Raw genomic sequence first — 20,979 nt, 5'->3', positions numbered from 1 at the left:
GCGGCACTGCGGCGATCGCTGGTTCAAGGAGCGGACCGGCGCGCCGGGGGCTGTCGATCCCGGTTTCCGGCTTTTTGCCGCATAAGGCAGATCAGGATCGACGACCACCGGTGTGCTGCCAGCGTTTCTGGCAAAGATCGCCCGAAAGTACCCAGATATCCGCATCCATACCGCACACGGCAATACCGGCGAAATCATCCGCGGCCTGGAAAGCGGCCAGATCAATCTCGGCTTCATCAGGCCGGTGGAAGACATCGGCTCCTTGCGCTCTCCTCGATCGCCCATGAGCGATATCTGTTGGCGTCGCCCGTACCAACCGGCTGCCGGAGCAGGCGGAAATCGCCATCGACGACCTGCGCTCGGAAAAGATCATCGCCGTCAATCGCAAGAACCTCTCCTACACCGAGCGGTACTTCAACGAAAAGTTCGAGGAATACGACCTGACCGGCAACGCTGGTCTCGGCCGGCCTTGGCATCGGCTTTGCGCCGGAATGGACCGAGGGCATGCTCGAGTAACTGCCGCACCGGGTTGCACGATATTCGAGGCCGCGTCACCGCCGGCGCTCATGGCGGCGCCATCGCTCACGTTTCCGCAAGCGTCGATTCGCTTACCGGACGCATGCGCGATTAAAGGATGTGACTCAGCGATTCGCGCCGTCGCGGCTGTCAATTCGATTGGCGATCACTACCCTGCGTACCCGCCTTGAATCCATCGACCTCAGTGACGACACGATCCTTGACGGCATCGTGGGCATCTGAGGCGATCGAAGCTGCCTTTTCGTAGACCTCCGTTGCCACCTCTTTGCCTTGGTCAACAACGTCCAGCGCCTGAGCGCTGAGCTTGTCTGTGGTGGCATCGGAAGCCTCGCCGAGCAACTCGTCTTCAGTGTCGGTGTGCGGCAACGCTGCGCCGATAGCCGCTCCGACGGCGAAAGCCAGAGCGCCCCCCACCAACGGCTGATCGCGGAACTGCGTGAGGATTATCTTGTTGAGCTTGCTGGTTTGCTCTTGGAGACTTGTCGCCGCTGAAGACGATTGGGTAGACAGCGAGCTCGCGGCCGCGGACGCACGCGCACTCATCCCGCTTGCGGCGCTTTTTGCCTGCTCCCATCTCTCCGCTGCCCAGCCAGTTGCCGCGTCGAACATTGCACCCGTCTCGTCGGTGATCTGATCGACGTGTTTGCCGGTGGCATCCGCAAACCCGCGATAAGACTTACCTGCTTCATCGACGAAGTGACCCGCACGATCTCCGGTTTCATCGGTCAGCGCCTTAAGCCTCTTGCCAGAGCTGTCTGCGAAGTGACTGTAGCGCGATCCGTTCTCAGTCTCGGGTGGGCCAAGACGGCGGACCGCGCCGTTCGCCGGATATAGCGGATATTCAGGTTCGGGCTGATGGCTGGCAGCCGTGCTTGCCGGGGTACCCTTGGCCATGAGCCACGCAAGGCTCACACCCATCAATGCGACGGGCAGTGGATTTGCCTTCAGCGCTTGGCCGAGGTTGCTAACATACTCTCCCCCGCCGCTGCCCTTTGCGTAGGCAAGGACCTCATCGACCAACTGGCCTGGCGACATCCGTTCTTGAATAGCGTCGATGCGATCTCCGATGCGCTGGCGATCCTGATCAATCTCTCTCTGAAGGTCGGCGGATGTTTTTTCGGTTGAAGTTTCCATCAGATTTTTTCCTTCACAACGTCGACGTCGCGGCGAAGCGAGGTCGCGGTTCGATCCAGTTTCATGTTGCTTTTACGAAGTGCAGTGAGGCCTCGAGAGACCATCGCCCACGCGATGAGAGCGATGACCACGCCTACGATAAGGGAGGCGAGCGCACCGGCGCTTGTTTCGGTCAAACCCTGAGTGACCAGGAAGGCCGCAACCCCTGCAACCAGGGCGCTCAGCAGGACGCCCACAGCGCCCACCGCAAGGACAAGCCCGAAAATAACCACTTCTACGCCGTTGAGCGCTTGCGAGAATTTTTCGGACACCTCCGTCTTCGCGAGATCTATTTCCTTGCGTAACAGGCCCGTGACATCGGCAACGAGACCGCCAATCAGCTCTGAAAGGGGAACACTGTCAGGAGATTTAGCCATTGGTGTAGCCTCCCGTCGCAGATGACGCCCTGGGCGTAGCCGGGGGTGTCCGCCTTGTTGCTTGTGTTGGCGGTCGCTTGGCGGAAGCAGTCAAAAATCTGCTCGCGCTCAATCCCGCAAGTGCTGCAATGCCAAGAAACGCTAGCGGCTGCTTGCGGCCGAATTCCTCAGCCATGGCCGCGATTTCGCCGATGTCTTTGTCTTTCATCTGCGTGGCGAAGCCTTGGACGCTTCGTCCGATCTGCTTGGCATAGCGTCCGACCTCCGGTTGGTCGGATGCTTCCAGTTCAGCGCCTACTTTCTCAAGCGCCGTTGCCACGCCGCCAACCTGGCGGGCAGCGAAGTTCGTTTGATCGGAAACCACCTCTTTGACCTTCTCGACTGCGGTATCCGCTCCTTCTTTTATGGTGTCTTTGGCGGCGGTCACGTCATCAGCCAACTTCTCCTTCAATCCCGCAAGTGACGAGGAAGGTTGCGGTGATGATACTGCATCCCCAGATTGCAATGATGTCTCGGATGACGGCCTTGGCCTGCCATCCATTTCTGTGAATTCGTTTGACACTGAAGCCTCCCATGACTGAACGAGCGGCGGTTGCCGCACCCACAAACCTTGAGTGGCCGGCTTTGTTCCCCGACTTTTAAGCGATGTTGCTGCCTTCGACCCCGGCAGCCCTTGGCGTTACGGACGCGGTCCCGTGCGTGGGATTATCCTACCGGCCCTCAGAGTAACGAGCGGCGCTCCATCATCCACAACGTGGTTCACGCACGTCCGGTTGGCGGCCATTTTTGCCGTTCTTATTGGGGGCAAAAGCCGCCGACTTCCGCAGGGGGAGAAAACCCGCGAAGAGATTGCTTGTGGAGGGGCGCGCACCATATGTCTTCCTTGGCGAACCTATCATCTCCTTCGGCGTCGGATAATCCGGAACAGAAGAGCGATCGTGATGTTAGGGAGTCGCAACGTAACCTACGAAGGAAATGAAAAATGAATATCAAGCTCATCTGCGTGTCGCTGCTTGCGGCTGGGATGGCCACAAGCGCTTTTGCCCAGTCCAGCACCGGAGCTGGAACGACGATGGAACCCAATGCCGCCGGTGCCGATGATGGTGGTAATGTCCAGACAATGCAGCCGATGACATCTGATCCAAGCTCAACCGGCAGCACGTCGAATAGACCAATGGGCTCGACCATGCCAGGAGGTTGCAGCGGCGGTAGTGATCCTGCAAGCTCCACTGCTTCGGGCTCGGTCCAGACCCAGGGTGGTTTGAGCGACGCGACACCACAGGGTCAGGCGTGCGCTCAGTAAGCAGGCAGGCCTCCAAAAGAATAAGAGGCGGCGGTAGCATGACATCAATGATACCCGCCGCCGCCAATTCATGCGATTGTCTTGACCGCGTCCTGGCGAATGAGATGGCTTAGCGGATTGCGCCAGAACCTACCTCCTACTCCATGACGGTAGAGAGCCATGTCGGCTTCCGCGTCACGTTATGCACATAGCTTTCTCAAAACCGCATGATGTCACATCCCTGACGATTTCAAGCAGCTCCGATCCATCGGTCGTTGACCGCATCGCGACTGAAGGCTTGGTATCGCGCTTTCCGATTGGGGGAGACTCAGCGGCGAGCCTTGGAGGGCTACGGAGAGAGGGGAGGTGCGGCCGCATAATAGTGGATGTTAACGCCTCCCCGAGCGATTTTCAGCCTCACCGCAGTCGCTCAGGGCAGGCCCGGTTGCAGGCTCACGGTATTGCCGACCCTCTTCGATGAACGCGCGAATTTGGCGTTCGGGGTCGTTGTCTAGATCTTCGTGAGGCCGTTTCCAGTCGGGTACACTTTCAAGAGCGGCTGCTTCGGTTGCTGGCGCTCCTGACATGGCGAGGTAGGCGCCACTCAGCATCACGATGATGCCAATCACATCCATTACGGTGATCTGCTCGGCGAAGACAGCGGCGCCAAGGGCGACAGCGATCACCGGTGACACGAAGGCATAGCTGCCTGCGCGAGATGCGCCGATATCTCGCAGCAGGCGCATGAAGGTCGTGTAGCCGATCAGCGAGCCGAAGATCACAAGGAAGAACCAGCCGAGCCAGGCGACTGTGCCCCAGTCGCCGGATAGGGCGGAAACTGCCCCCGGTTCGAAAGCCAGGGCTGCAATCAGCAGCACGATGCCTCCGACCAAGGTCGTCACACCTGAAACGAACAAGGCCGGATAGGTTCGCAGAAGTGGACGGGCCAGCACCGAGCCGTAGCCATAGGTGAAGGCCGCTGATGCAACCGCCAATCCGCCCCATAGGCTCGCGCCTGGGAAGGCTTCAGCAGCGGGCAGACTTACATAGGCGGAGGCCGGCCAGAACAGGACGACCAGTCCACAGACCCCCAGAGCGATCGCAAGGATGCGACGGCCATCCAACGTCTCTTCGTTGAGCAGGAGAGCGAACACGAGGAGTGCGATGGGGGTGAGCGACATTTCCAGAACGGCGGCAGTCCCGGAATCGATGTATTGCATGCCCCAGAACAGCGGGCCGTAGCAGAGCGTAATCATCAGGATGCTGACGACGAGAAAGCGAAAGCCGTCTTGCACCTTGAAGCTAGCAGTCTCGCCTTTGGCCAGCGTATATAGAAGAAGCAAAATACCGGCCGCGGTGAAACGGGTGCCGGCAAACAGGAGAGGCGGAACGGCCTCGATGCCCGCCTTCGTTCCGATCCAGGTGCTCCCCCAGATCATGCACAGCATCAGAAAGCGCAGCTGATTTTTGTTGACGCAGGTGAGCATGAGGGCTCCGATCATTGTAACGAGTAAAAGTTATTTATCTCGTTACAACCCGCTCTTGTTCAAATCGTTCCGCAGAACGATATTCAAGTCATGAATACGCAAAAGACGATCTACGACATCAGCCTTCTTGGCGGTCATCCGGCACTCGACTTCGTCAACACGGTCGATAGTCGCGGTGAACGTTGGGGCCGGGATTTCCTGAATAGCTACGATGACCTCGTGGCCTGGGCCTGTCGTCTCGATGTGATCGATGACGAGGAACGCGACACCTTGCTCGTCAAGGCTGGCAAATCGGCTGCTGACGCTGAAAAAGAACTTGAACAAGCAAAGGCCTTGCGGGAGGTCCTCTACCGGCTCTTCCTGTCCGAGTTTGATGAAAGCCCGGTCAGCCAGGAAGATCTCGATTTTGTCGCCGACATGGCCCGACGTGCGCAGTCGCAACAATCACTGGGCCTAGTTGCGGGCAATATCGCGTGGCGTCCTGCGGATGCCAAGGACTTGAATGCAATCAGAAGCCGTGTCGCTCAGTCAGCTGCCGAACTGCTGACGTCGCGAGACGGACGCCGTCTTGTGCGCGCGTGCCAAGGTCGAAATTGCGGCTGGCTTTTCCTGGACCAGTCTCGTGGCGGTCACAGGCGGTGGTGCTCGGACAAGACCTGCGGATCGCATGCACGAGTGCGCAAGTTCCGGGCTGCCCAAGCCGACTGAAGGTGGATTGTGTTACGGCAAAGAACTTCAGGGAAACTATCATGGTTACGGAAAGGGACGTGCTGCGCCAACGGCTGGCCACCAAAACGGCATGGGTGAGGCCTCTGGCTTAGGTCCCCTCAAGGCAGGATAGCACGACGCGGCGCACCGCATACATCGCTTGGTACGAGGGAAGCCGCGTCATTACCGTTTACGCGCTCGCGTCCGGCGGAGCGCGTTTACCGTTCGTGCATTTCTAATTAGGGAGTCAGCACAACTTTGATGCAATTGTCCTTCTTGTCCCGGAACGTCTCGTAAAGTTCGGGACCGTCTTCCAGTGTCGCGCGATGTGTGATCACGAAGCTAGGGTCGATCTCGCCTTCCTCGATGCGGCGCAAGAGGTCCAGCGAGTATCGGTTCACGTGCGTCTGTCCCGTACGGATCGTCAGGCCCTTGTTCATGGCGGCGCCGAATGGGATCTTGTCAAGAAAGCCGCCATAGACGCCAGGTACTGAAACAATGCCACCTGGCCGGCACGCCATGATCGCAGTTCTGAGGGCATGGGGCCTGTCGGTCCCCAGCAAAGTAGCGGCTTTGACCTTATCGATCACCGCATCGAACGACGCCGTCGCATGAGACTCCGCGCCAACCGCGTCGATACACTTGTCGGCGCCGTGACCATGGGTAATGTCCTTAATGCGGTCGGGTATTGTGCCGTCGATCTCATCGAAATTGATGATCTCCGCTCCCGCGAGCTGTGCCAGCGCCAGCCTTTCTTGCACATTATCGATTGCGATCACGCGTGCGGCGCCCTGCATAAATGCGCTCTTGATGCAGAACTGGCCGACCGGGCCGCATCCCCACACAGCGACTATATCGGTCGGCTCTATTTCGCAATTGGCAGCCGCCATCCATCCCGTCGGAAAAATATCGCCGAGGAAGAGAGCCTGCTCGTCCGGGATGCCGTTTGGTATCACGATGGGAGAAACGTCGGCATATGGAACTCTGACGTATTCCGCCTGCCCCCCCGCAAACGCGCCTGTCAGATGAGAGTAACCAAAAAGGCCGGCCGTCTGATAGCCGAAAGCTTTTATTGCGTTATCAGCATTACGGTTGGTCCGCTCGCAAACCGACCAATTGCCTCTGAGGCACTGCGGGCATTCGCCACAGCAAATTGTAAATGGAACTACGACGCGATCGCCGACTTTAAGTTTCTTATTGGCGCGTCCGACATCCACGACTTCGCCCATAAATTCATGACCTAGAATGTCGCCCTTTTCCATAAAGGGAATATAACCATCCATAAGGTGGAGGTCCGAACCGCAGATTGCGCAGGCAGTCACCTTTACGATCACATCCCGCCCATCCTCGATCTTGGGGTCGGGGACGCTGTCACAACGAATGTCCCCCTTGCCGTGCCAGCATAGAGCTTTCATCTTCTATCTCCTCAAACGGACAATGCGCTATCCTCAGCGCGGATTTGGTGGTGGTTGAGAGAACCGACGCAAGTACACCGATGACATAGATCTCGATTGCGTCCCGGACCGGAAGTCGATCCAGATCGGAGCGAGAATGATGACGGCAATGCCAACCGGAACGCGTTTAGGTTAGAAGGCCCCCATATAATGGAGTAGGCGGTGGATCTTCATCTGTACGACGCGCATTGCTAGTTCCCTTCGAGTGATGCCAACGAACCTTCGCCGTCGGCTATTGTTCCTGGGGCACAAAAAAACGCAGATTTCTTTTCGACCGCTCGACACCACGCCGACGATGACCAGCTAAAGTCATTTTTAGGCGCGCGCCGGGGTTCCCAGCGAGGGCTCTCTACTCAGGTGGGAGCAATCCCACGTTGCTCGCCAAAACCTTGAATGGCGGTTCCAGACCGGTGGTTCCCCGGACCGTCGGCCTGTGGGCTTCGTTTGTCATGCTGCTATTCCTTTGTTCTTGTGTTGCTTGCGGCATGGCTAACAGTGCGCTGGAACTGCGCGAATTCGGGGCTCGGATTCCGTCGTCGGCGAGCGCGGGCGCGGCTATAAGAATCCGCGATCCGAGTGGAACGGAACAGGCAAGGCGAAGTTCACTCACCAGAGGAGAACCCCAATGCCCACTGATAATCGTCAAGGTTTTACGGACGCCGAACTGCTTGAAAATATGCCGGCTCTCAGATCTTTCGCCAAACGCTTCAACCATTCGACGAGCGACATGGATGATCTTGTTCAGGAAACGCTTGCCAAAGCGATCGCGCATTCCGGGAAATATCAGCGCGGCACTCAGTTGCGCTCCTGGCTGTTCACGATCATGCGCAATACATTCTGCACCAAATTCAAAATATCCAAACGAGAACAGGTCGGTGGGGACGAAGATTCCGCCGCTTGGGCGTCGTCGCCGCCCTCGCAGATCTGGGAGTTGCGCGGCCGCGAGCTAGAGGTTGCGATTTCTGCCTTGCCCACTAACTATCGAACCGCCATCGTCCTGGTATTTGTTCAGGGTGTCAGCTATGAGGCCGCTGCAGACCGGTGCGGCGTTCCGATTGGGACAATTAAGAGCAGGGTCAGCCGGGCTCGCTGTCATCTGACGAAGGCCCTCGACTGCGAATGATCTAGTGATATTCGCGTGCCCTTTGGCCGAACAACGCTTCCGCGATCTTTCCCAATTCGGTTGGCTTCTCGCAAAGCGCGAAGCCTGTGAACCTTGCCGGGATTACCGACGGGTCGAAGGCTGTGGCGAAGACAAATGGGATATCGCGGCGCTCAAGCTCGTCGGCGACCGGAAATACTAAATCGCCTTCCAGGTGGACATCCAGGATTGCTGCGTCGATCTGCTCATTCTCGACAAGATCCAGAGCGGCAGTCACACCAGCGACCGGACCGATAACTGTTGCGCCTGCTTTCTCAAGTTTCCGCCGTGTCTCATCCGCCAGAAAATATTCATCCTCGACGATCAGTACGCGCTTTCCTGCAAAGAGCTCGATGGCCAAATTTTCCAAATCCTCGCTCCTCCGCCCCATTGTGACGGGCTGGTATATAGATGATTTGTCCGCAGACAAGCGAGTGTGGTAGCAGCCATGGCGGGGTTATGAAACTAGACGCAATCATTCGACTGGCTTGTTTGAGCCGGTCCGGCCGGAACCACGCGATTTGCCACCCATCCGATCCGTTTTACCCCCCGCCTTGAACATGGCCGTCCTCGCCTGCCTGCGCTAACTGAGGCCGTGAACTGTCCGCCTGCGATTCCGCTTCGGCTTCCTGCCAGTGCTGCTCATGCCGTCCATCGGGCTTGCCTTCCCTTTCCCATTTAGCGTGAGCCAACTGCCGGACTGCTTCTTCCCGATCGTTTGCCATCGTACGTCTCCTTGATCTGGTTGGACAACCAACATGCCGCAGCGGCGAATGTTCCCGGCGTTTCCAAAGAGGGCTGGAACATTGGAAGAGCCGTGAGGTTGGCTCTTTGAAACCAGGAGAATGACGATGAATGGAACTGAGTGGGCGATGCTTTTCGGGACGCTGACGCTCATGTGCTGGATGGGAGCGGGTTTTGTTGCGGTTATACTCGACACCAAATATGAATCCCGGAATGAAGAAATGCGGAAGGGCTCCGAAGTCATCAAGCTCGGCCTGACTGCGCTTGGCCTCGTTTCCGCCTTCGCAATGGCCGCGGCAATTGTATTATTATGACAATGGCCCGACAGTGATGAAAAAACCAGCTTCCGGATCATCTCGACCGTCATTTCGATGCCGGGCCGCGGATTCGCGTCAAATGCATTCGAAGGTCCGGCAGGATCCTTTCAGCCGTCCGCTTGAGTTGCCCGTCCGGCCCCTGCTTTGAATAGCTGTCGAAGAGGTTCACGGCTTCTTCGTGCGCGGTCACTTGAGTGGAAAGATAGGCCTGATCGAGATTGGCGGCGTCGCTTTGCCGGAGGGCGGCCAGCTTCGCAGTATACTCGGCGTCGAGAGCGGCGGGCAGTTCGATGCCGTCCTGTTCGCGGCATCATTCAGAACGCCGTGATCCCTGATCATGTCATGCGCGAACTGTTTGGCGTCATCAGCCTTTCCGCTCGCGATCTCGATCTTCGCGGCCTCGATCTCGAACATGTTGGACATGGCGGCCTTCGCCGCGAAGTCGGTGGCGTGCTGCTTGGCAGCGTCGTCTGCTGCCGTGGCGGAAAATCCATTCAAGCAGACGAGAAGGGAGGCGAGAACGATTTCATCGAGGTCTCCATCACAGGAATTGCCGTCTGCAACCTCAGCGCGCGGCAAATGTGCCGGAGATTTTTGCCGAGCCGCAATCGGCGCTGCGCTTCGGCGAAAAACTTTGGAACTTCCGCATCGGGCCGCGGTTTGGTGCGGTCCACCCCAGGGAGTTTTTATGATGACGAATTCGAACCACCAGTCGCAGCGCCAGCCCGAGCAGGTGACCGAGAACGCGACAGACGCGAGACAGGGGCGATACGGCAAGCCTGTGCTTGCGGTGCTCGTCGGTGGTCTCGTGCTGGCGATGGTTGCCTGGGGCGCGGCGGAGATCTGGGGAGAAAGCATCGACACCGATCCGAAACCCACGGCATCGACGGCCCCCGATCAAATCAACGCCCAGCCTCACGGCGCCGGAACGTTCGACAACAACCCGGCTGGCGGCGGCAGCCGGCCGCCCGAAGCTACCGATCGCGATCCTACGCCTCAAGGCAATGGCGGCGGTCCGACCATGGTGACGACACCCAGCGGCACCGAGAAGATCCGCTAATGCAATGGCCCGAGGTCGACGCATGGCCGGCGGATTCGAGGTATGCTCCAGTCACCCGACACAACCGGGAAGAAAAATGCGATAGCCCGAATGACGAACCGCGAGCGCACGACCGAGCGCAGGTTCGTGGCCACATCCTGTCTGGTGCGAGGACCTGCGGGTAGGTTCGACCTCGTAGCCGCTCCGACCGAGACCCACGCGGGGGCCAAAGACGCGCCGATGACCTCCCGCGCATGCGCGCAAAGGTGGGAGCCGGTGTCGACGAGCTTGCACAGGCATCTGCAAACGCCAAGGGTAAGAGGGCGGCCTAAGCGGGCGGACGGTCTTGAAAGGCCGTCATCGTTGCCGCCTTTCTTATGGTCGGCCACTGCGATCAGATCATGATTTCCCCGCCGGTCACGGGGATGATTGCTCCGGTCATGTAGCTGCCGAGATCCGACGCGAGAAGAACGTAGGCACCGGCAAGCTCCGCAGGCTGTCCAGCACGCCCAATGAGTGTATTTGCTCCAAACTTCGCAGCTTTTTCGGCGGGCATCGTCGAGGGGATGAGCGGCGTCCAGATCGGGCCGGGTGCGACCGCGTTGACACGGACGCCTCGCTCGCCGAGCATCTCCGCAAGTCCCGCCGTAAAGTTGGAAATAGCCCCTTTCGTCGAGGCGTAGGCTAGCAGCTGGGGTGACGGCTGGCGCGACTGAATGGACGTGGTGTTGATGATGGCACTGCCACGCGCCATATGCGGGATTGCCGCCTTCGCGAGAAAGAACGGAGCATAGATATTTGTGCGAAAGGTCTCGTCCCATTCTTCGGCATCGATATCGGCGATGTCGGCATAAGTGCGCTGAAAGGCGGCATTATTTACCAAAATGTCGATACCGCCCAACTCATCGACGGTCCGCTGCACGAGCATCTTGCAGTGATCCTCCGACTTGCTGTCGCCGGGGATGACAACAGCTTTGCGACCTGCTTGCTTCACCCATTTTGCGGTGTCGTTGGCGTCCTCGTCCTCGCTTAAATACGAGATGACCACATCGGCGCCCTCTCGAGCAAAGGCGATCGCCACAGCTTTACCAATTCCCGAATCCGCACCCGTAATAAGAGCAGACTTGCCTTCGAGCTTTCCATTTCCCCGGTAGGATTTCTCACCATGATCGGGCACAGGCTGCATGGCCGCTGTCTGGCCCGGCGGCTCCTGTTGTTGCGCAGGATAGGGCGGCGTCGGGCGGCGCGTGTCGTCGGTCATCGTCATGATCTCCTTGATGGTTGTGAGAGGCAAACATCCCGAAGCGGTAAGGGTTCCCGTGGACAACTTTTCTTGAGCAGCAGTCGAGGAGTCCCGTGTTCACAGAATGATGGCGGCCTGGCGCCTTCGATCTTGAATGCCGGCCGTTAGACGCGTTCAGGTGCCGCTAGCTTGGCGCCGCCAATGTGATGCGGCGCAAAGGTTGCAAACTCTTTTGCTCGTCCGCGTATCGCAGCGGCCAGGGGGCCAAATGGCGCCCGTCCTCCCGGAGCGGCATCGGCGGAGAGGAGGCCGTTTGCGCAAGGCCGATCGTCATCCCAACCAGGATGATTGACGATCGGATACAGGCACAAGCCTTCCAAGGGCACCCCCAACCGCATCGACTCCAGAGCCTGGTCGGCAACATAGTCAAACCAAGACGGGCGCCGGTCATCCTCGATGCCGGTCTCGGCAATAAGGATGGGCTTGCCGTAACGGGCGAACGTCTCGGCCAGAATTCGGCTGAGGGGCTTATAAAGCGGATGACCAATGTCGATCGGCCAGCCGCCGTGAATCCACTGGTTATTGGAATAATAATTCACACCGAGGATATCAAGATAGCGTTCGCCGCCTCCGATCTGCGGCCACATCCTCCCACAATCAAGTCCCAGGCCTGGAATTGCGATTGGCGATGTCCTTCGGCAATGCGCCCATCGTGGGGACGCGTAGGATCCGCGATGACGTTAATCACCGGCTCGCAGTGAACGAAGCGGGCCCGGGCATCCACCGAGATAATGGCATCCATCGCTGCGATAGCAGCGCGTGCCATCTGCACCTTGAGTTCGAATCCACGCCCATTGGCAAACGGGTTCAAATAGCCGACGCCACCACCGCCCATGAGAAAAACGAGATCTCGTTGACAGGGCAATAAAACGGAATGCCGTCGCTCTGCTCCCGGGCCAACTCGGCGCATGCACGTGCAACCCGCGCGAAGTGATCGACGAAGCGAGGCGACCAGATGTCGAGATCGTCGGGCCAGCCATAATGCAGGAGATCCCAGACAACCTGGGTCTTTGTCGCCTTGGCCGCCTGGAGCATCGGACGAATGCTCGACCAGTCGTATCGGCCGGATTTTTCAATCAGGTGCCATCGGAAGCCATCGCGCACGGTGCTGATCTCAAAGCCTTGAAGTTGGCGATAGTCCGTCTCGGCATGGTGATCGTGACCAGTCGCGGCAATCAAGTCGAGGCGATGGCCCTGCGTCTCACCGTTTTTTGGCCGGAGCCGATGGGTCGAACATTCGAAACCGCCTTGCAGGAATGATTGGAACAGACCTGTAGGACGCGCAGCCTTTCGCTCTCGATGGACATCCGCCAGAAGCCGCTCCCACTGCGGCAGCACTGCCTCGACGGAGTAGTTTGTCTCGACCTTCCGTTGCAGTGCTGTGCCGAGTGCGTCACGGCGCGCAGGGGACCCGATAAGCGCGATCATATTTTTCGCAACGACGCCTGGACTGCGATAGGGCACGAAGACACCGGACAGCCCGTCATCGATCTGCTGCATAACACCGTTGTCGGGCGTCGCAATCACCGGGAGGGAGGCGGCGCCGGCCCCTGCGACAACGTGCGGCATGCCTTCGCCGGATGAAAGCCAGAAGAATATATCGAATGCGGCAAGCAGGAACGGGATATCGTTCCGGTCGCCGAGAAACTGAAGAATACCACCGAGCCCGTGCCGGGCGGCCAGGTCTTTGAGCTGCACAGCATATTCCGGCAGGAAGGCGTCCGGTCCGCCAACAATGACGAACCGTGCACTTTCCGTGGTGGCGTGAACCAGCGCGGCGGCCTCAATAAAGTCCTCGACGTTCATTTTGGGATCGAGCCGGCCGACCCAACCGATTAGAACCTCATCTGTCGCGATCCCGAGACCCGCTCGCGCCCGCTCGCGATGCGCAGGGTCGAAGTCCGAAAGATCGATCATCGAGGAAATTTCCAGGGCATGATGGTCGCGCCCGGGCATTCGTGATGCGGCTGCGTCGCGGATCGAGCGGCAGACGCCCACATAACGCGCCGTCAGATGTTTGGGGCCGGCCAAGGCCTCTGAGACCAGCCCGCCATGTTCAATGAGGGGCGGGCGAAGATGCAGTCGCTCCAATGCAGGATAGATGTCCGCAACGTTCTGGCAGGAAACGACAACGCCGCCGTAGGAGACCATTCAAGTGCGGCTAGCAGCTTATGCTAGAAGGCACTAACTCTCCGGCGGTGTTAGTCTCCGGGCGGCGTTGGCGCGCCCAGCCCGGTATTTGCACTCCGAGTCCCAACGCGCCAATACGTCCAGCGGGATACCGTTGCCGAAGCTACTGTGCGGTAAAAAACGTCAGCAGGACTTTTCCTTTGTCGCCGAGCAAGCATACGAACCTGTCCGGCTTTCCGGTCTTTTCCTTTCGGGCGATATAGGCTTCTCCGAGGATCACCGTCTTTATCGCCACGTCCTCGATCTTGGTGTCGGCTTTGCTGATGGCAAGGCTTTCCATGTCCATGACGAGATCGGTGATATCCGGAGAACGCTCACGGAGGGCGAGCAGGCCGGTATTCTTACAGGCATTGACAGCGGGGTCCTCGACCGCCTGCGCGGACGCGTTTTCTGTCAGAAGACCGATAAGGACGGCTGCTTCGGCGATTGCTAGGAGCTTCATGGGAATCTCTTTCGTAAAAAACCCGCGACCAGCGCGGGCTTAGGGGGAAACTCAAATGCTGAAAGGCACTAGGCCTTATCGACAACCCTCTTCACGGTATCCTTGGCGTCGCCCTTGGCAACCTGGGCCTGACCTTTGGCTTCCTGAACGGCGCCCTTGGCCTGCTCCTCATGATTGTCGACCACTTTGCCCGCTGCCTGCCGGGCCTTGCCGGCGACTTCGTTCGTCTTTCCCTTAATCTTGTCTGCGGTACTTCCCATGATACTCTCCTCTAATTCGCGCTACCAAACGTCCCGATGCCGCTATTCGTTCCACGCGCCAACACCGCGCTTCGGACGGAGGGTCATCGACGTCAAACCTGGCGGACGAGCAACCGGGATATGACACCCGTTTGCGATCGACCGAGCAAGTTCGAGCGCCAGGAACTCTGCTCGCGACAAGGGCCTCGAGGACAACCTGTGGGCCCGGAATCGATGTGATCATTCTGGTGCTGACAGACCTGGTATTGAGCGTGCAAACCCGTGCAGTAAGATCGACAAGTTTGAAAAAGGGCTGATGTGGGCCGTCCTTGACCGCGATGAACAAGTCAACCTTGTCAGAAAAGCTGGCGTCATGTCCGTAGTGCTGGAAAGCGGCGGCGAGATACGCCCTGCTGATATCATCGACGTCGAACGTCTCGAGGCGCCTCATCGAAAACTCGATGTGGTCGAACACACACACCAGTCCGTGGGCCCTCACGGACGACCAAGTATGGTCGGAGATGACCGCTAGACGTCTGCATTGTCGTTGAATGGCAATCCGCGCGTCCTCCAGGCGTCGCGCAGGATGTCCTCTAGATCCTCCACGCTGAACTCGTCCAAGTTCGCCCAAAGCTAGCCAGCGTCTTTAGATCGAATGTCGTCTCCGGATCGGCTTCGGCCGCTTCGGCAAGCCTGCTGATCTCCTGGCGGACTTCATCGTTCTTATTCATGGTGAGTCCTCATCGGTTGAGTGCATACGTTCTCGAAGGCGGCCTCTAGTCGAACTGCTCGCCGTGACCGATCTGCTCCTTCTGTGGAACCGGGATAGACCACCCCCGGCAAGCTGTTCCGCTTGGTTGACGCGTCACCCAAGCGGAGGTCAGCGGCCTGTACTTTGCGGGTCGTGCGCGTCAATTTGGGGAGCCAGCCGCCCGTGGGTGGCAAGCAGGTCGTCCAATGCGCGATCGACGCCAGTCCACGCGGACAAGCAGCACTCCGCGCGATGGAAGAGATGCTTCCGATTATTTCTTTCGCTTAGAAGCCGCCCAACCGCACGCCGCGCCAACCGCTATGCCGATCGCAATTCCAATTGGGACGCTGTCGAGCATCGTTGCACCGAATGCCGCCCCCAGACCGACACCTACCCCGATCCCGAAAGCAGTTGCTTGCGCGGTCACTGGCCGCCCTCTCTCACCGTTGGCGAAGCCGACGGTCGTGGCTCAACTTCTCCTGGGGTAAAAAAAGTGAGATACGCCACGGCAAGAATGATCGCAATGACGAAGATAGTTAGCACCAGTTTGATCATGCTATTCGCGGCTTTTTGTTCCGTGTTGCTCATGCCAATTACAACATCGACTTGGCACGGAAGTTCCAGGCACTCGGCATCCATCGCAGTTCGCCCGCGACGCATCGATGTTCACCCTGGTGCTCAGTGCCGCTGCTCGGGCGATCGATGTCGTTCCTGGGCGTCAGGGTGAAAGGCTGGCCCCAATTTGAACTTTACTGGATGCTCCAATCGCTCCCGGGTCTCGGGTGGCGGCCCGGTCAAGCCGTTAGTAGCTTGACGACTTCATCAAGCGTCTCTCTGACCGGATAATAGCTCGGTCCGCCGACTTTCTGCAGACCGGCAACATAAATGTGGGTGCTGCTAGGGAAATGCCGGACGGCAACAACATGTTCAGGGTTTATGAAGATGAGAGGGTCTTTTGGACCTGCGTAGTGGAATGGCACCAGCCTCATCGTCATCCTCCCAGGATTAGCTGTTTCCGCCTAGAACGAGAAAAGTCGCGGTTGGTTGCAGGACATCCCGTCGTGTCAGACCTCTGCCGTTCCAGCGAAGACAGCGACGCGCCAAGCAGTCGTATGCCTTTTCGCGGCTGGAAGAGTGGTGCAAGAAGCAGGTCGACCACCTCCTCAAGATCGGTGATCGCCGGCAGAGGTGCCGGAACGGTTTTGCTGCGGGGCTATCTCGACGGGGGTCGTTTGTCGCGGTAAAGAGGACCGTCGAGGAGGTCGGCAATAGCCGCAAGAAGGTCGAACACAGACTCGACCATAAGTGACCAGCGCAACTGGACGGCCACGTTGCAAAGTCCATCGGACTAAAGTCCATTTTGAGTCGCCGACAACGAAGTTAGGGTGCAACCGATGTTGCCCTGCGTTTTGCGATGCGTGCAGCGGCGGTGCTCCCAATGTGGAGGGTTGAGATTTAGTCAGCGCTTCGAACTGCATCTAGGAACACGCACCGTCATCTGAGACGAAAAGCGTCTGTTCGACCGAATGAAAGATCTGGAATGCTTTGCTGGTCAGACAAGGATGGGCGGGACGTTCGTCATTTCACCCAGCCGTTGGTTTCAGTGGTCATCCCGGCCTTCAATGCCTCCCGTTATATCGAACGCACACTTCGATCCGCCGGGTGCCAGACCTACCGGAACTTGGAGATCATAGTCGTCAATGACGGCTCTACCGATGATACGGCAAGGGTGGTCGAGCAAGTGGCGCTGGCAGATTCGCGGATCCGCCTGCTGTCCACGCCAAACCGCGGCGTCGCCGCAGCAAGGAACACCGGCATCCGCGAAGCAACAGGTCGGTTTGTGGCATTTCTTGACGCGGACGATCTCTGGCACCACACGAAAATCGAAAAGCAGGTGAATGCGCTCAATCGCTTAAACCCACAGTGGGCTGCGGTTTATGTGCTGCATTACATCATCAATAGCGACGACGAGATCCTTCGCTCCTGCCGGCCCGATGTCGCCAGAGGATATATCTTCGCCCGGCATCTGACTTTCAAATATGTCGGCAATGGCAGCGCGCTGCTTGTCCGTCGGGATGTCGCGCTCGAGATTGGCGGGTTTGACAGCTCCTATGCAGCAGCAGGAATTGGCGGCTGTGAAGATCTCGATTTCGAACTCAGGCTGGCCGCGCGCTATCAAATCGAAGTCATCCCTGAACGACTGGTTGGATACAGGCAGTATCCAGGCAACATGTCGTCCAATCACCTGCAAATGGGCCGAGGCGCTCTGGAGGTTATCAGGCGTTCACTGGCGGCAAACCCTCAACTCCCCCAATACGCAACGCGAAGCGCAATCAACGCTACCCAGAAATACGCATTTTGGGAGTTCCGCCAAGCCAGGAACACGTATCTGTCACTTGTGACGATCTGGTCGATCTTAAAAAGCGAACCATCTTTCGTGGTTCGGCTTGCATTCGAGAAGTGCCTGCGCCTGAGACAACATTGTCTTCGCCTCTTGACCGCAACGGCGAACGGTCGAGATCCACCGCGATTGAACAGATCGAAATTCGACCAGCAAATTGTCCCTTCGTATGTCGAACGCCCGGACGAGACCGCGCAATCTCGACGTCACCTGATGCGGCTGACGGAGGTGGATGCCGAGCTGAGTTCAGCCCTTGAGCTCGTGGCGGACCGGCTCGGCCAGGCGGCTAAATCACAACCCCTGTCTTCGTAGCCGGAGGCGGAATCAGACACTTGGGGATCGACATCCCGGCGTTCGTGGAGCGCCGCGGGCGGCAAAATCATCGAGACCAGGCAGGCCCATAAAAGCGTTCGTTCGCCACTCCAGTGTCGCTGGACGTTTTCTAATTGCTTGCCATGTCTATCGCATAGCCGATCGACAGGTGTCGGATGCTTTTCTTCAGACCGAGGAAATGGAGGGTGCAGCTTGACAGTCATCACGATAGCGATCGTGGACGACCACCCTCTCTTCCGAGAAGGGGTGAGCCGCAGCCTGTCCGAAATCGAGGATTTCGTCGTTGTCGGTGAAGGGGCAAGTGCCGATGACGCCGCCACGCTGGCGGTGTCCCAAAGGCCTGACGTCCTTCTGCTCGACGTATCAATGCCCGGAGGAGGAATCGATGCGATTTCCGAGATCCTGGCGCGAAGCCCACAGACAAAGGTCCTGATGCTGACCGCCTCGGAGGACATCGACTCTGTTGTCGCTGCGCTACGACGAGGCGCAGCCGGATACGTCGTCAAGGGTAGCGGATCACGCGGACTTGCTGAGGCCATTCGAACGGTCGTTGGAGGCTCGAGGTTCATCTCGCCGACCATGCGCGCCAAGGTCGAACAAAGTCTTCTCGACAGACCGGCTTCACTCACTCCCCGCGAAACCGACGTGATAGAATTGGTAGCCGAAGGACTTTCCAACAAGCATATCGGGCGGCGGCTGAACCTGCAGGAGAAAACGATCAAGCATCACATGACCGAAATACTGTCCAAGCTTGGCGCCAGCAATCGGACGGAAGCGGCAATCAGATGGCGCCAGGGCGCCTAGCCTTTGCCGCTTGTCACAAGCATCAGAGGAGCGAAGTCCTCGCTTTCGCGTACTCCCCTATTACCGGCCGCCTGCATTCCTATCCATCGCCTCTAACCGTACGCGAAGCATTCCGCATCCGTTGCGGAGCTCGGACGCTCGACACTGGTCGATAAATTGAAGCGTCATCAGGGAGGTTCTGACTGGAGTCGGCAACGTTGCTGGAACCTCCCTGACGTCCTTTCAACAAGGATCAGGAGAATCTAAGCCGGATCGTGCCGAGGGAAAGCCGGACTTAAGTCCGGCTGGCGACGTCAGGACACGCTGCTCATATGTTATGCGAGGTAATGTGAAGGTCCGTGGAAGGGCGGGACAGGAGGAGAATATGAAGTTCGGCCCCGATAACTACAATCACGAAGAGCGCTGCTCGCAAGGCCACAGTTCGGCATCCACCATCGCCACAATCGAAGCAGCCCTTTCCGCCGATCCGGATATCGACAGCAGTGCCATCGAGATCAGGATGCTCGGCCCTGTCGTCCTGCTCGAAGGCTTTATAACCAAGGCCGCAGACCGCGACAAAGCCATCTCGCTTGCTGCGATGATCGTTGGCTGGGAGAACGTCCAGGACCGGATGCTCAGCCGTTTTCCCACTCAGTAGGCAGGCGGATCCTACGCTAGGACCAAGGTCGGACCGGCCCCGGCCTGAAGTCCGACGTCTGGAACACTTCCTCGATCTTTCGGTTTGGCTCCCCAGCGGAACCATCCGCACCCAAGGAGGAAAACAGATGAATATCAAAGTAGTAGGAATCGCCGCAAGCATCCTGTTGGCATCGACTTCTGCCTATGCGCAGTCTTCGACGGTAACAGGAGCAGTAGGCGGTGCTGCAACGGGTGCGATTGTCGGCGGCCCGGTCGGTGCTGCTGTCGGCGGCATCGTCGGCGGCGTGGCAGGTAGCGTTATCGATCCGCCGCCGCCGAAGGTGGTGACCTACGTTCAGCAGGCTCCCGCCCCGACTACGCGCGTCGTGGTGAAGGAGAAGGTCGTCGTCGGGCAGCCCCTGCCGGAGACCGTGGTCGTCACACCAATTCCCGACGATCCGAAATATGCATACGCGATCGTCAACGATCAGCGTGTGATCGTCGAACCTTCCTCCCGGAAGGTGATCCAGGTCATTCAGTGACCATCGGCGGCTTCATCCGCCCTTTACAACAGTCAGGGCACGCATCCGACGCATGAAAATGCGTGGCGGCATCGCGTGCCCGAAACCTCGGAGATTGATCATGAAAAGCAACCATCTCACCATGCTGGTAGCAGCGCTGTCACTAAGCGTCTCGCCGCTTGCAACACTGCCCGCGGCGGCCCAGCAGGACACCAAGAGCGGCGGCCAGACCCAACCCGGTTCGCAGACGGGCACTGACGCCGGCTCGAAGGCCGGCTCCAGCGCCACCGGAACCGGCACCGACTGCACGCCAGACGCTTCGGGAGCCTGTCCGCAAGGCAAGGGCCAGTCATCGCAGCAGAAACCCGGTCAGGGTTCGGACATGAAAAAGAGCGCCGAACAGCCTTCGAACGATAATTCTTCGACAAAGGGAAGTGCATCCGGCAAGTCTTCGACGGAAACCAAGCCCGGATCGCAAGACGCCGGCGGCGCCACCACGACCGAACAGAAGCCCGCCGCCAAGTCCGGCAGCACCGATACAAGCGGCTCGGCCACCTCAGGCACGAAGAGCAGCACGCAAAATGCCAAGCCTGCAGAGGGCTCGGGCAACGCCGCCACCACGCAAAGCGGCGATGCGTCGAAACAGTCGACCGATCAGAACTCTTCGACGACGAACAAAAGCTCTTCCCAAACCAGCGTCAACAACAACACCACGACGAACAATCAGACGTCCAACACCAAGACCAACGTCAACATTTCCGTCGAGCAGCAGACCGAAATTCGCACAGTGGTGAAGGAGGTCCATGTTGCGCCGGTGAAGGAAGTGAATTTCACGGTCTCCGTCGGAACGACGATCCCGAAGAAGGTTCGTCTCGAACCGCTGCCGCCACGCATCGTGAAGATCGTTCCGCAGTATGAAGGCTACCGCTTCTTCATCCTTGCTGATGGCCGGATCGTCATCGTCGATCCCGATGCGCTAACGATCGTCTACATCATCCAGGTTTAACAGGCATGTCCCGGCGGCGTCTTGCGCCGCCGGCATCCTAGATGGCAATCAGACGGTGCACTGCTGCAGTCGCTCGTCCTTGTTGTCGCCGACCTGAACGGCGGTGACGTTT

At 58.5% G+C, this 20,979-nt stretch carries 22 protein-coding genes and 5 pseudogenes; 11 read left to right on the top strand and 16 right to left on the bottom strand.

Annotation, left to right across the window (positions count from 1 at the left end):
• Nucleotides 1-103 precede the first annotated feature (103 nt).
• A pseudogene (locus tag FFM53_RS28215) lies at nt 104-507 on the top strand (LysR family substrate-binding domain-containing protein); the annotation flags it as partial.
• Nucleotides 508-666: 159 nt separating this feature from the next.
• Here the strand turns inward: FFM53_RS28215 and FFM53_RS28210 are convergent.
• The 3 genes from FFM53_RS28210 to FFM53_RS28200 are packed head-to-tail and all read right to left on the bottom strand — an operon-like array spanning nt 667 to nt 2,649.
• Nucleotides 667-1,671 (bottom strand): DUF3618 domain-containing protein, encoded by a 1,005-nt coding sequence (locus FFM53_RS28210; protein WP_138390796.1) that lies wholly within the window; start codon nt 1,669-1,671, stop codon nt 667-669.
• Nucleotides 1,671-2,087 (bottom strand): phage holin family protein, encoded by a 417-nt coding sequence (locus FFM53_RS28205; protein ID WP_138390797.1) that lies wholly within the window; start codon nt 2,085-2,087, stop codon nt 1,671-1,673. Before FFM53_RS28205 ends, FFM53_RS28210 begins: the two co-directional genes overlap by 1 nt.
• Nucleotides 2,080-2,649 carry a nutrient deprivation-induced protein gene (locus FFM53_RS28200; protein ID WP_138390798.1) on the bottom strand — a complete coding sequence of 190 codons (570 nt, stop codon included), beginning with the start codon at nt 2,647-2,649 and terminating at the stop codon, nt 2,080-2,082. The genes FFM53_RS28205 and FFM53_RS28200 overlap by 8 nt, the downstream gene beginning before the upstream one ends.
• A 420-nt stretch (nt 2,650-3,069) precedes the next feature.
• Here FFM53_RS28200 and FFM53_RS28195 point away from each other — a divergent pair, with 420 nt between their 5' ends.
• Nucleotides 3,070-3,390: a hypothetical protein gene (locus FFM53_RS28195; protein ID WP_138390799.1), complete on the top strand. Its 321-nt coding sequence runs from the start codon at nt 3,070-3,072 to the stop codon at nt 3,388-3,390.
• 368 nt (nt 3,391-3,758) lie between these two features.
• Here the strand turns inward: FFM53_RS28195 and FFM53_RS28190 are convergent, their stop codons facing one another.
• Nucleotides 3,759-4,856 (bottom strand): DMT family transporter, encoded by a 1,098-nt coding sequence (locus tag FFM53_RS28190; protein ID WP_246413240.1) that lies wholly within the window; start codon nt 4,854-4,856, stop codon nt 3,759-3,761.
• A 90-nt stretch (nt 4,857-4,946) separates the two neighbouring features.
• Here FFM53_RS28190 and FFM53_RS28185 point away from each other — a divergent pair, with 90 nt between their 5' ends.
• A complete protein-coding gene (locus tag FFM53_RS28185) occupies nt 4,947-5,564 on the top strand; it encodes a CGNR zinc finger domain-containing protein (RefSeq protein ID WP_138390800.1) in 618 nt (205 codons plus the stop codon).
• A 239-nt stretch (nt 5,565-5,803) separates the two neighbouring features.
• Here FFM53_RS28185 and FFM53_RS28180 read toward each other — a convergent pair whose 3' ends face one another.
• Entirely contained in the window at nt 5,804-6,979 is a 1,176-nt protein-coding gene (locus FFM53_RS28180) for a zinc-dependent alcohol dehydrogenase (RefSeq protein ID WP_138390801.1), read from the bottom strand.
• A gap of 664 nt (nt 6,980-7,643) precedes the next feature.
• Here FFM53_RS28180 and FFM53_RS28175 point away from each other — a divergent pair.
• Nucleotides 7,644-8,141 carry a sigma-70 family RNA polymerase sigma factor gene (locus tag FFM53_RS28175; RefSeq protein WP_138390802.1) on the top strand — a complete coding sequence of 166 codons (498 nt, stop codon included), beginning with the start codon at nt 7,644-7,646 and terminating at the stop codon, nt 8,139-8,141.
• 1 nt (nt 8,142) lies between these two features.
• Here the strand turns inward: FFM53_RS28175 and FFM53_RS28170 are convergent, their stop codons facing one another.
• Together FFM53_RS28170 and FFM53_RS28165 are read right to left on the bottom strand one after the other, a co-directional pair.
• Nucleotides 8,143-8,550 (bottom strand): response regulator, encoded by a 408-nt coding sequence (locus FFM53_RS28170; protein ID WP_138390826.1) that lies wholly within the window; start codon nt 8,548-8,550, stop codon nt 8,143-8,145.
• Between the two features lie 151 nt (nt 8,551-8,701).
• Nucleotides 8,702-8,884 carry a DUF2934 domain-containing protein gene (locus FFM53_RS28165; RefSeq protein WP_138390803.1) on the bottom strand — a complete coding sequence of 61 codons (183 nt, stop codon included), beginning with the start codon at nt 8,882-8,884 and terminating at the stop codon, nt 8,702-8,704.
• 126 nt (nt 8,885-9,010) lie between these two features.
• Here FFM53_RS28165 and FFM53_RS28160 point away from each other — a divergent pair, with 126 nt between their 5' ends.
• A complete protein-coding gene (locus tag FFM53_RS28160) occupies nt 9,011-9,217 on the top strand; it encodes a hypothetical protein (RefSeq protein ID WP_138390804.1) in 207 nt (68 codons plus the stop codon).
• 49 nt (nt 9,218-9,266) lie between these two features.
• Here FFM53_RS28160 and FFM53_RS28155 read toward each other — a convergent pair.
• Nucleotides 9,267-9,745: pseudogene (locus tag FFM53_RS28155) on the bottom strand (DUF4142 domain-containing protein).
• A gap of 166 nt (nt 9,746-9,911) precedes the next feature.
• Here FFM53_RS28155 and FFM53_RS28150 point away from each other — a divergent pair.
• Entirely contained in the window at nt 9,912-10,280 is a 369-nt protein-coding gene (locus tag FFM53_RS28150) for a hypothetical protein (RefSeq protein ID WP_173883669.1), read from the top strand.
• Between the two features lie 373 nt (nt 10,281-10,653).
• Here the strand turns inward: FFM53_RS28150 and FFM53_RS28145 are convergent, their stop codons facing one another.
• From FFM53_RS28145 to FFM53_RS36560, 8 genes and pseudogenes are all read right to left on the bottom strand, one after another.
• On the bottom strand, nt 10,654-11,520 hold the full coding sequence (locus FFM53_RS28145) for an SDR family oxidoreductase (protein WP_281385735.1): 867 nt from the start codon (nt 11,518-11,520) through the stop codon (nt 10,654-10,656).
• A gap of 146 nt (nt 11,521-11,666) precedes the next feature.
• Nucleotides 11,667-13,695: pseudogene (locus FFM53_RS28140) on the bottom strand (glycosyltransferase family 4 protein); the annotation flags it as partial.
• A gap of 160 nt (nt 13,696-13,855) precedes the next feature.
• Nucleotides 13,856-14,194, bottom strand: coding sequence for a hypothetical protein (locus FFM53_RS28135; RefSeq protein ID WP_138390806.1), 339 nt, complete (start codon nt 14,192-14,194; stop codon nt 13,856-13,858).
• 68 nt (nt 14,195-14,262) lie between these two features.
• The gene (locus tag FFM53_RS28130; RefSeq protein ID WP_138390807.1) at nt 14,263-14,454 is read right to left on the bottom strand and encodes a CsbD family protein; all 192 of its coding nucleotides are present in this window, start codon (nt 14,452-14,454) and stop codon (nt 14,263-14,265) included.
• A gap of 507 nt (nt 14,455-14,961) precedes the next feature.
• Nucleotides 14,962-15,164, bottom strand: a pseudogene (locus FFM53_RS28125) (hypothetical protein).
• Between the two features lie 291 nt (nt 15,165-15,455).
• The gene (locus tag FFM53_RS37160; RefSeq protein ID WP_484573300.1) at nt 15,456-15,542 is read right to left on the bottom strand and encodes a hypothetical protein; all 87 of its coding nucleotides are present in this window, start codon (nt 15,540-15,542) and stop codon (nt 15,456-15,458) included.
• Between the two features lie 65 nt (nt 15,543-15,607).
• A complete protein-coding gene (locus FFM53_RS28120) occupies nt 15,608-15,823 on the bottom strand; it encodes a hypothetical protein (protein WP_138390808.1) in 216 nt (71 codons plus the stop codon).
• 352 nt (nt 15,824-16,175) lie between these two features.
• Nucleotides 16,176-16,394, bottom strand: a pseudogene (locus tag FFM53_RS36560) (hypothetical protein); the annotation flags it as partial.
• A 330-nt stretch (nt 16,395-16,724) separates the two neighbouring features.
• On the opposite strand from FFM53_RS36560, the gene FFM53_RS28115 reads away from it, so the two are divergent.
• From FFM53_RS28115 to FFM53_RS28095, 5 genes are all read left to right on the top strand, one after another.
• Nucleotides 16,725-17,897, top strand: a complete 1,173-nt coding sequence (locus FFM53_RS28115; RefSeq protein WP_138390810.1) for a glycosyltransferase family 2 protein — start codon at nt 16,725-16,727, stop codon at nt 17,895-17,897.
• 213 nt (nt 17,898-18,110) lie between these two features.
• A complete protein-coding gene (locus FFM53_RS28110) occupies nt 18,111-18,722 on the top strand; it encodes a response regulator (RefSeq protein ID WP_138390811.1) in 612 nt (203 codons plus the stop codon).
• 364 nt (nt 18,723-19,086) lie between these two features.
• Nucleotides 19,087-19,359: a BON domain-containing protein gene (locus FFM53_RS28105; RefSeq protein WP_025393594.1), complete on the top strand. Its 273-nt coding sequence runs from the start codon at nt 19,087-19,089 to the stop codon at nt 19,357-19,359.
• A gap of 127 nt (nt 19,360-19,486) precedes the next feature.
• Entirely contained in the window at nt 19,487-19,882 is a 396-nt protein-coding gene (locus FFM53_RS28100; protein ID WP_138390812.1) for a DUF1236 domain-containing protein, read from the top strand.
• A gap of 100 nt (nt 19,883-19,982) precedes the next feature.
• Nucleotides 19,983-20,867 (top strand): DUF1236 domain-containing protein, encoded by an 885-nt coding sequence (locus tag FFM53_RS28095; RefSeq protein ID WP_138390813.1) that lies wholly within the window; start codon nt 19,983-19,985, stop codon nt 20,865-20,867.
• The last annotated feature ends 112 nt before the right edge of the window (nt 20,868-20,979 follow it).

This window comes from Rhizobium indicum, assembly GCF_005862305.2.
GTDB classification, from domain to species: domain Bacteria; phylum Pseudomonadota; class Alphaproteobacteria; order Rhizobiales; family Rhizobiaceae; genus Rhizobium; species Rhizobium indicum.
Note: the sequence above shows the minus strand (reverse complement) of the source record. Positions and strands in the feature narration are given on the sequence as shown.

Bases quoted from the DNA above. Each gene is read 5' to 3' on its own strand.
- FFM53_RS28105 (WP_025393594.1), top strand. From the start codon at position 19,087: ATGAAGTTCGGCCCCGATAACTACAATCACGAAGAGCGCTGCTCGCAA.
- FFM53_RS28100 (WP_138390812.1), top strand. From the start codon at position 19,487: ATGAATATCAAAGTAGTAGGAATCGCCGCAAGCATCCTGTTGGCATCG.
- FFM53_RS28170 (WP_138390826.1), bottom strand. From the start codon at position 8,550: ATGGGGCGGAGGAGCGAGGATTTGGAAAATTTGGCCATCGAGCTCTTT.
- FFM53_RS28175 (WP_138390802.1), top strand. From the start codon at position 7,644: ATGCCCACTGATAATCGTCAAGGTTTTACGGACGCCGAACTGCTTGAA.
- FFM53_RS28135 (WP_138390806.1), bottom strand. From the start codon at position 14,194: ATGAAGCTCCTAGCAATCGCCGAAGCAGCCGTCCTTATCGGTCTTCTG.
- FFM53_RS28210 (WP_138390796.1), bottom strand. From the start codon at position 1,671: ATGGAAACTTCAACCGAAAAAACATCCGCCGACCTTCAGAGAGAGATT.
- FFM53_RS28120 (WP_138390808.1), bottom strand. From the start codon at position 15,823: ATGGATGCCGAGTGCCTGGAACTTCCGTGCCAAGTCGATGTTGTAATT.
- FFM53_RS28145 (WP_281385735.1), bottom strand. From the start codon at position 11,520: ATGACCGACGACACGCGCCGCCCGACGCCGCCCTATCCTGCGCAACAA.
- FFM53_RS28205 (WP_138390797.1), bottom strand. From the start codon at position 2,087: ATGGCTAAATCTCCTGACAGTGTTCCCCTTTCAGAGCTGATTGGCGGT.
- FFM53_RS28190 (WP_246413240.1), bottom strand. From the start codon at position 4,856: ATGCTCACCTGCGTCAACAAAAATCAGCTGCGCTTTCTGATGCTGTGC.
- FFM53_RS28195 (WP_138390799.1), top strand. From the start codon at position 3,070: ATGAATATCAAGCTCATCTGCGTGTCGCTGCTTGCGGCTGGGATGGCC.
- FFM53_RS28165 (WP_138390803.1), bottom strand. From the start codon at position 8,884: ATGGCAAACGATCGGGAAGAAGCAGTCCGGCAGTTGGCTCACGCTAAA.
- FFM53_RS28150 (WP_173883669.1), top strand. From the start codon at position 9,912: ATGACGAATTCGAACCACCAGTCGCAGCGCCAGCCCGAGCAGGTGACC.
- FFM53_RS37160 (WP_484573300.1), bottom strand. From the start codon at position 15,542: ATGCTCGACAGCGTCCCAATTGGAATTGCGATCGGCATAGCGGTTGGC.
- FFM53_RS28160 (WP_138390804.1), top strand. From the start codon at position 9,011: ATGAATGGAACTGAGTGGGCGATGCTTTTCGGGACGCTGACGCTCATG.
- FFM53_RS28185 (WP_138390800.1), top strand. From the start codon at position 4,947: ATGAATACGCAAAAGACGATCTACGACATCAGCCTTCTTGGCGGTCAT.
- FFM53_RS28180 (WP_138390801.1), bottom strand. From the start codon at position 6,979: ATGAAAGCTCTATGCTGGCACGGCAAGGGGGACATTCGTTGTGACAGC.
- FFM53_RS28130 (WP_138390807.1), bottom strand. From the start codon at position 14,454: ATGGGAAGTACCGCAGACAAGATTAAGGGAAAGACGAACGAAGTCGCC.
- FFM53_RS28095 (WP_138390813.1), top strand. From the start codon at position 19,983: ATGAAAAGCAACCATCTCACCATGCTGGTAGCAGCGCTGTCACTAAGC.
- FFM53_RS28115 (WP_138390810.1), top strand. From the start codon at position 16,725: ATGCTTTGCTGGTCAGACAAGGATGGGCGGGACGTTCGTCATTTCACC.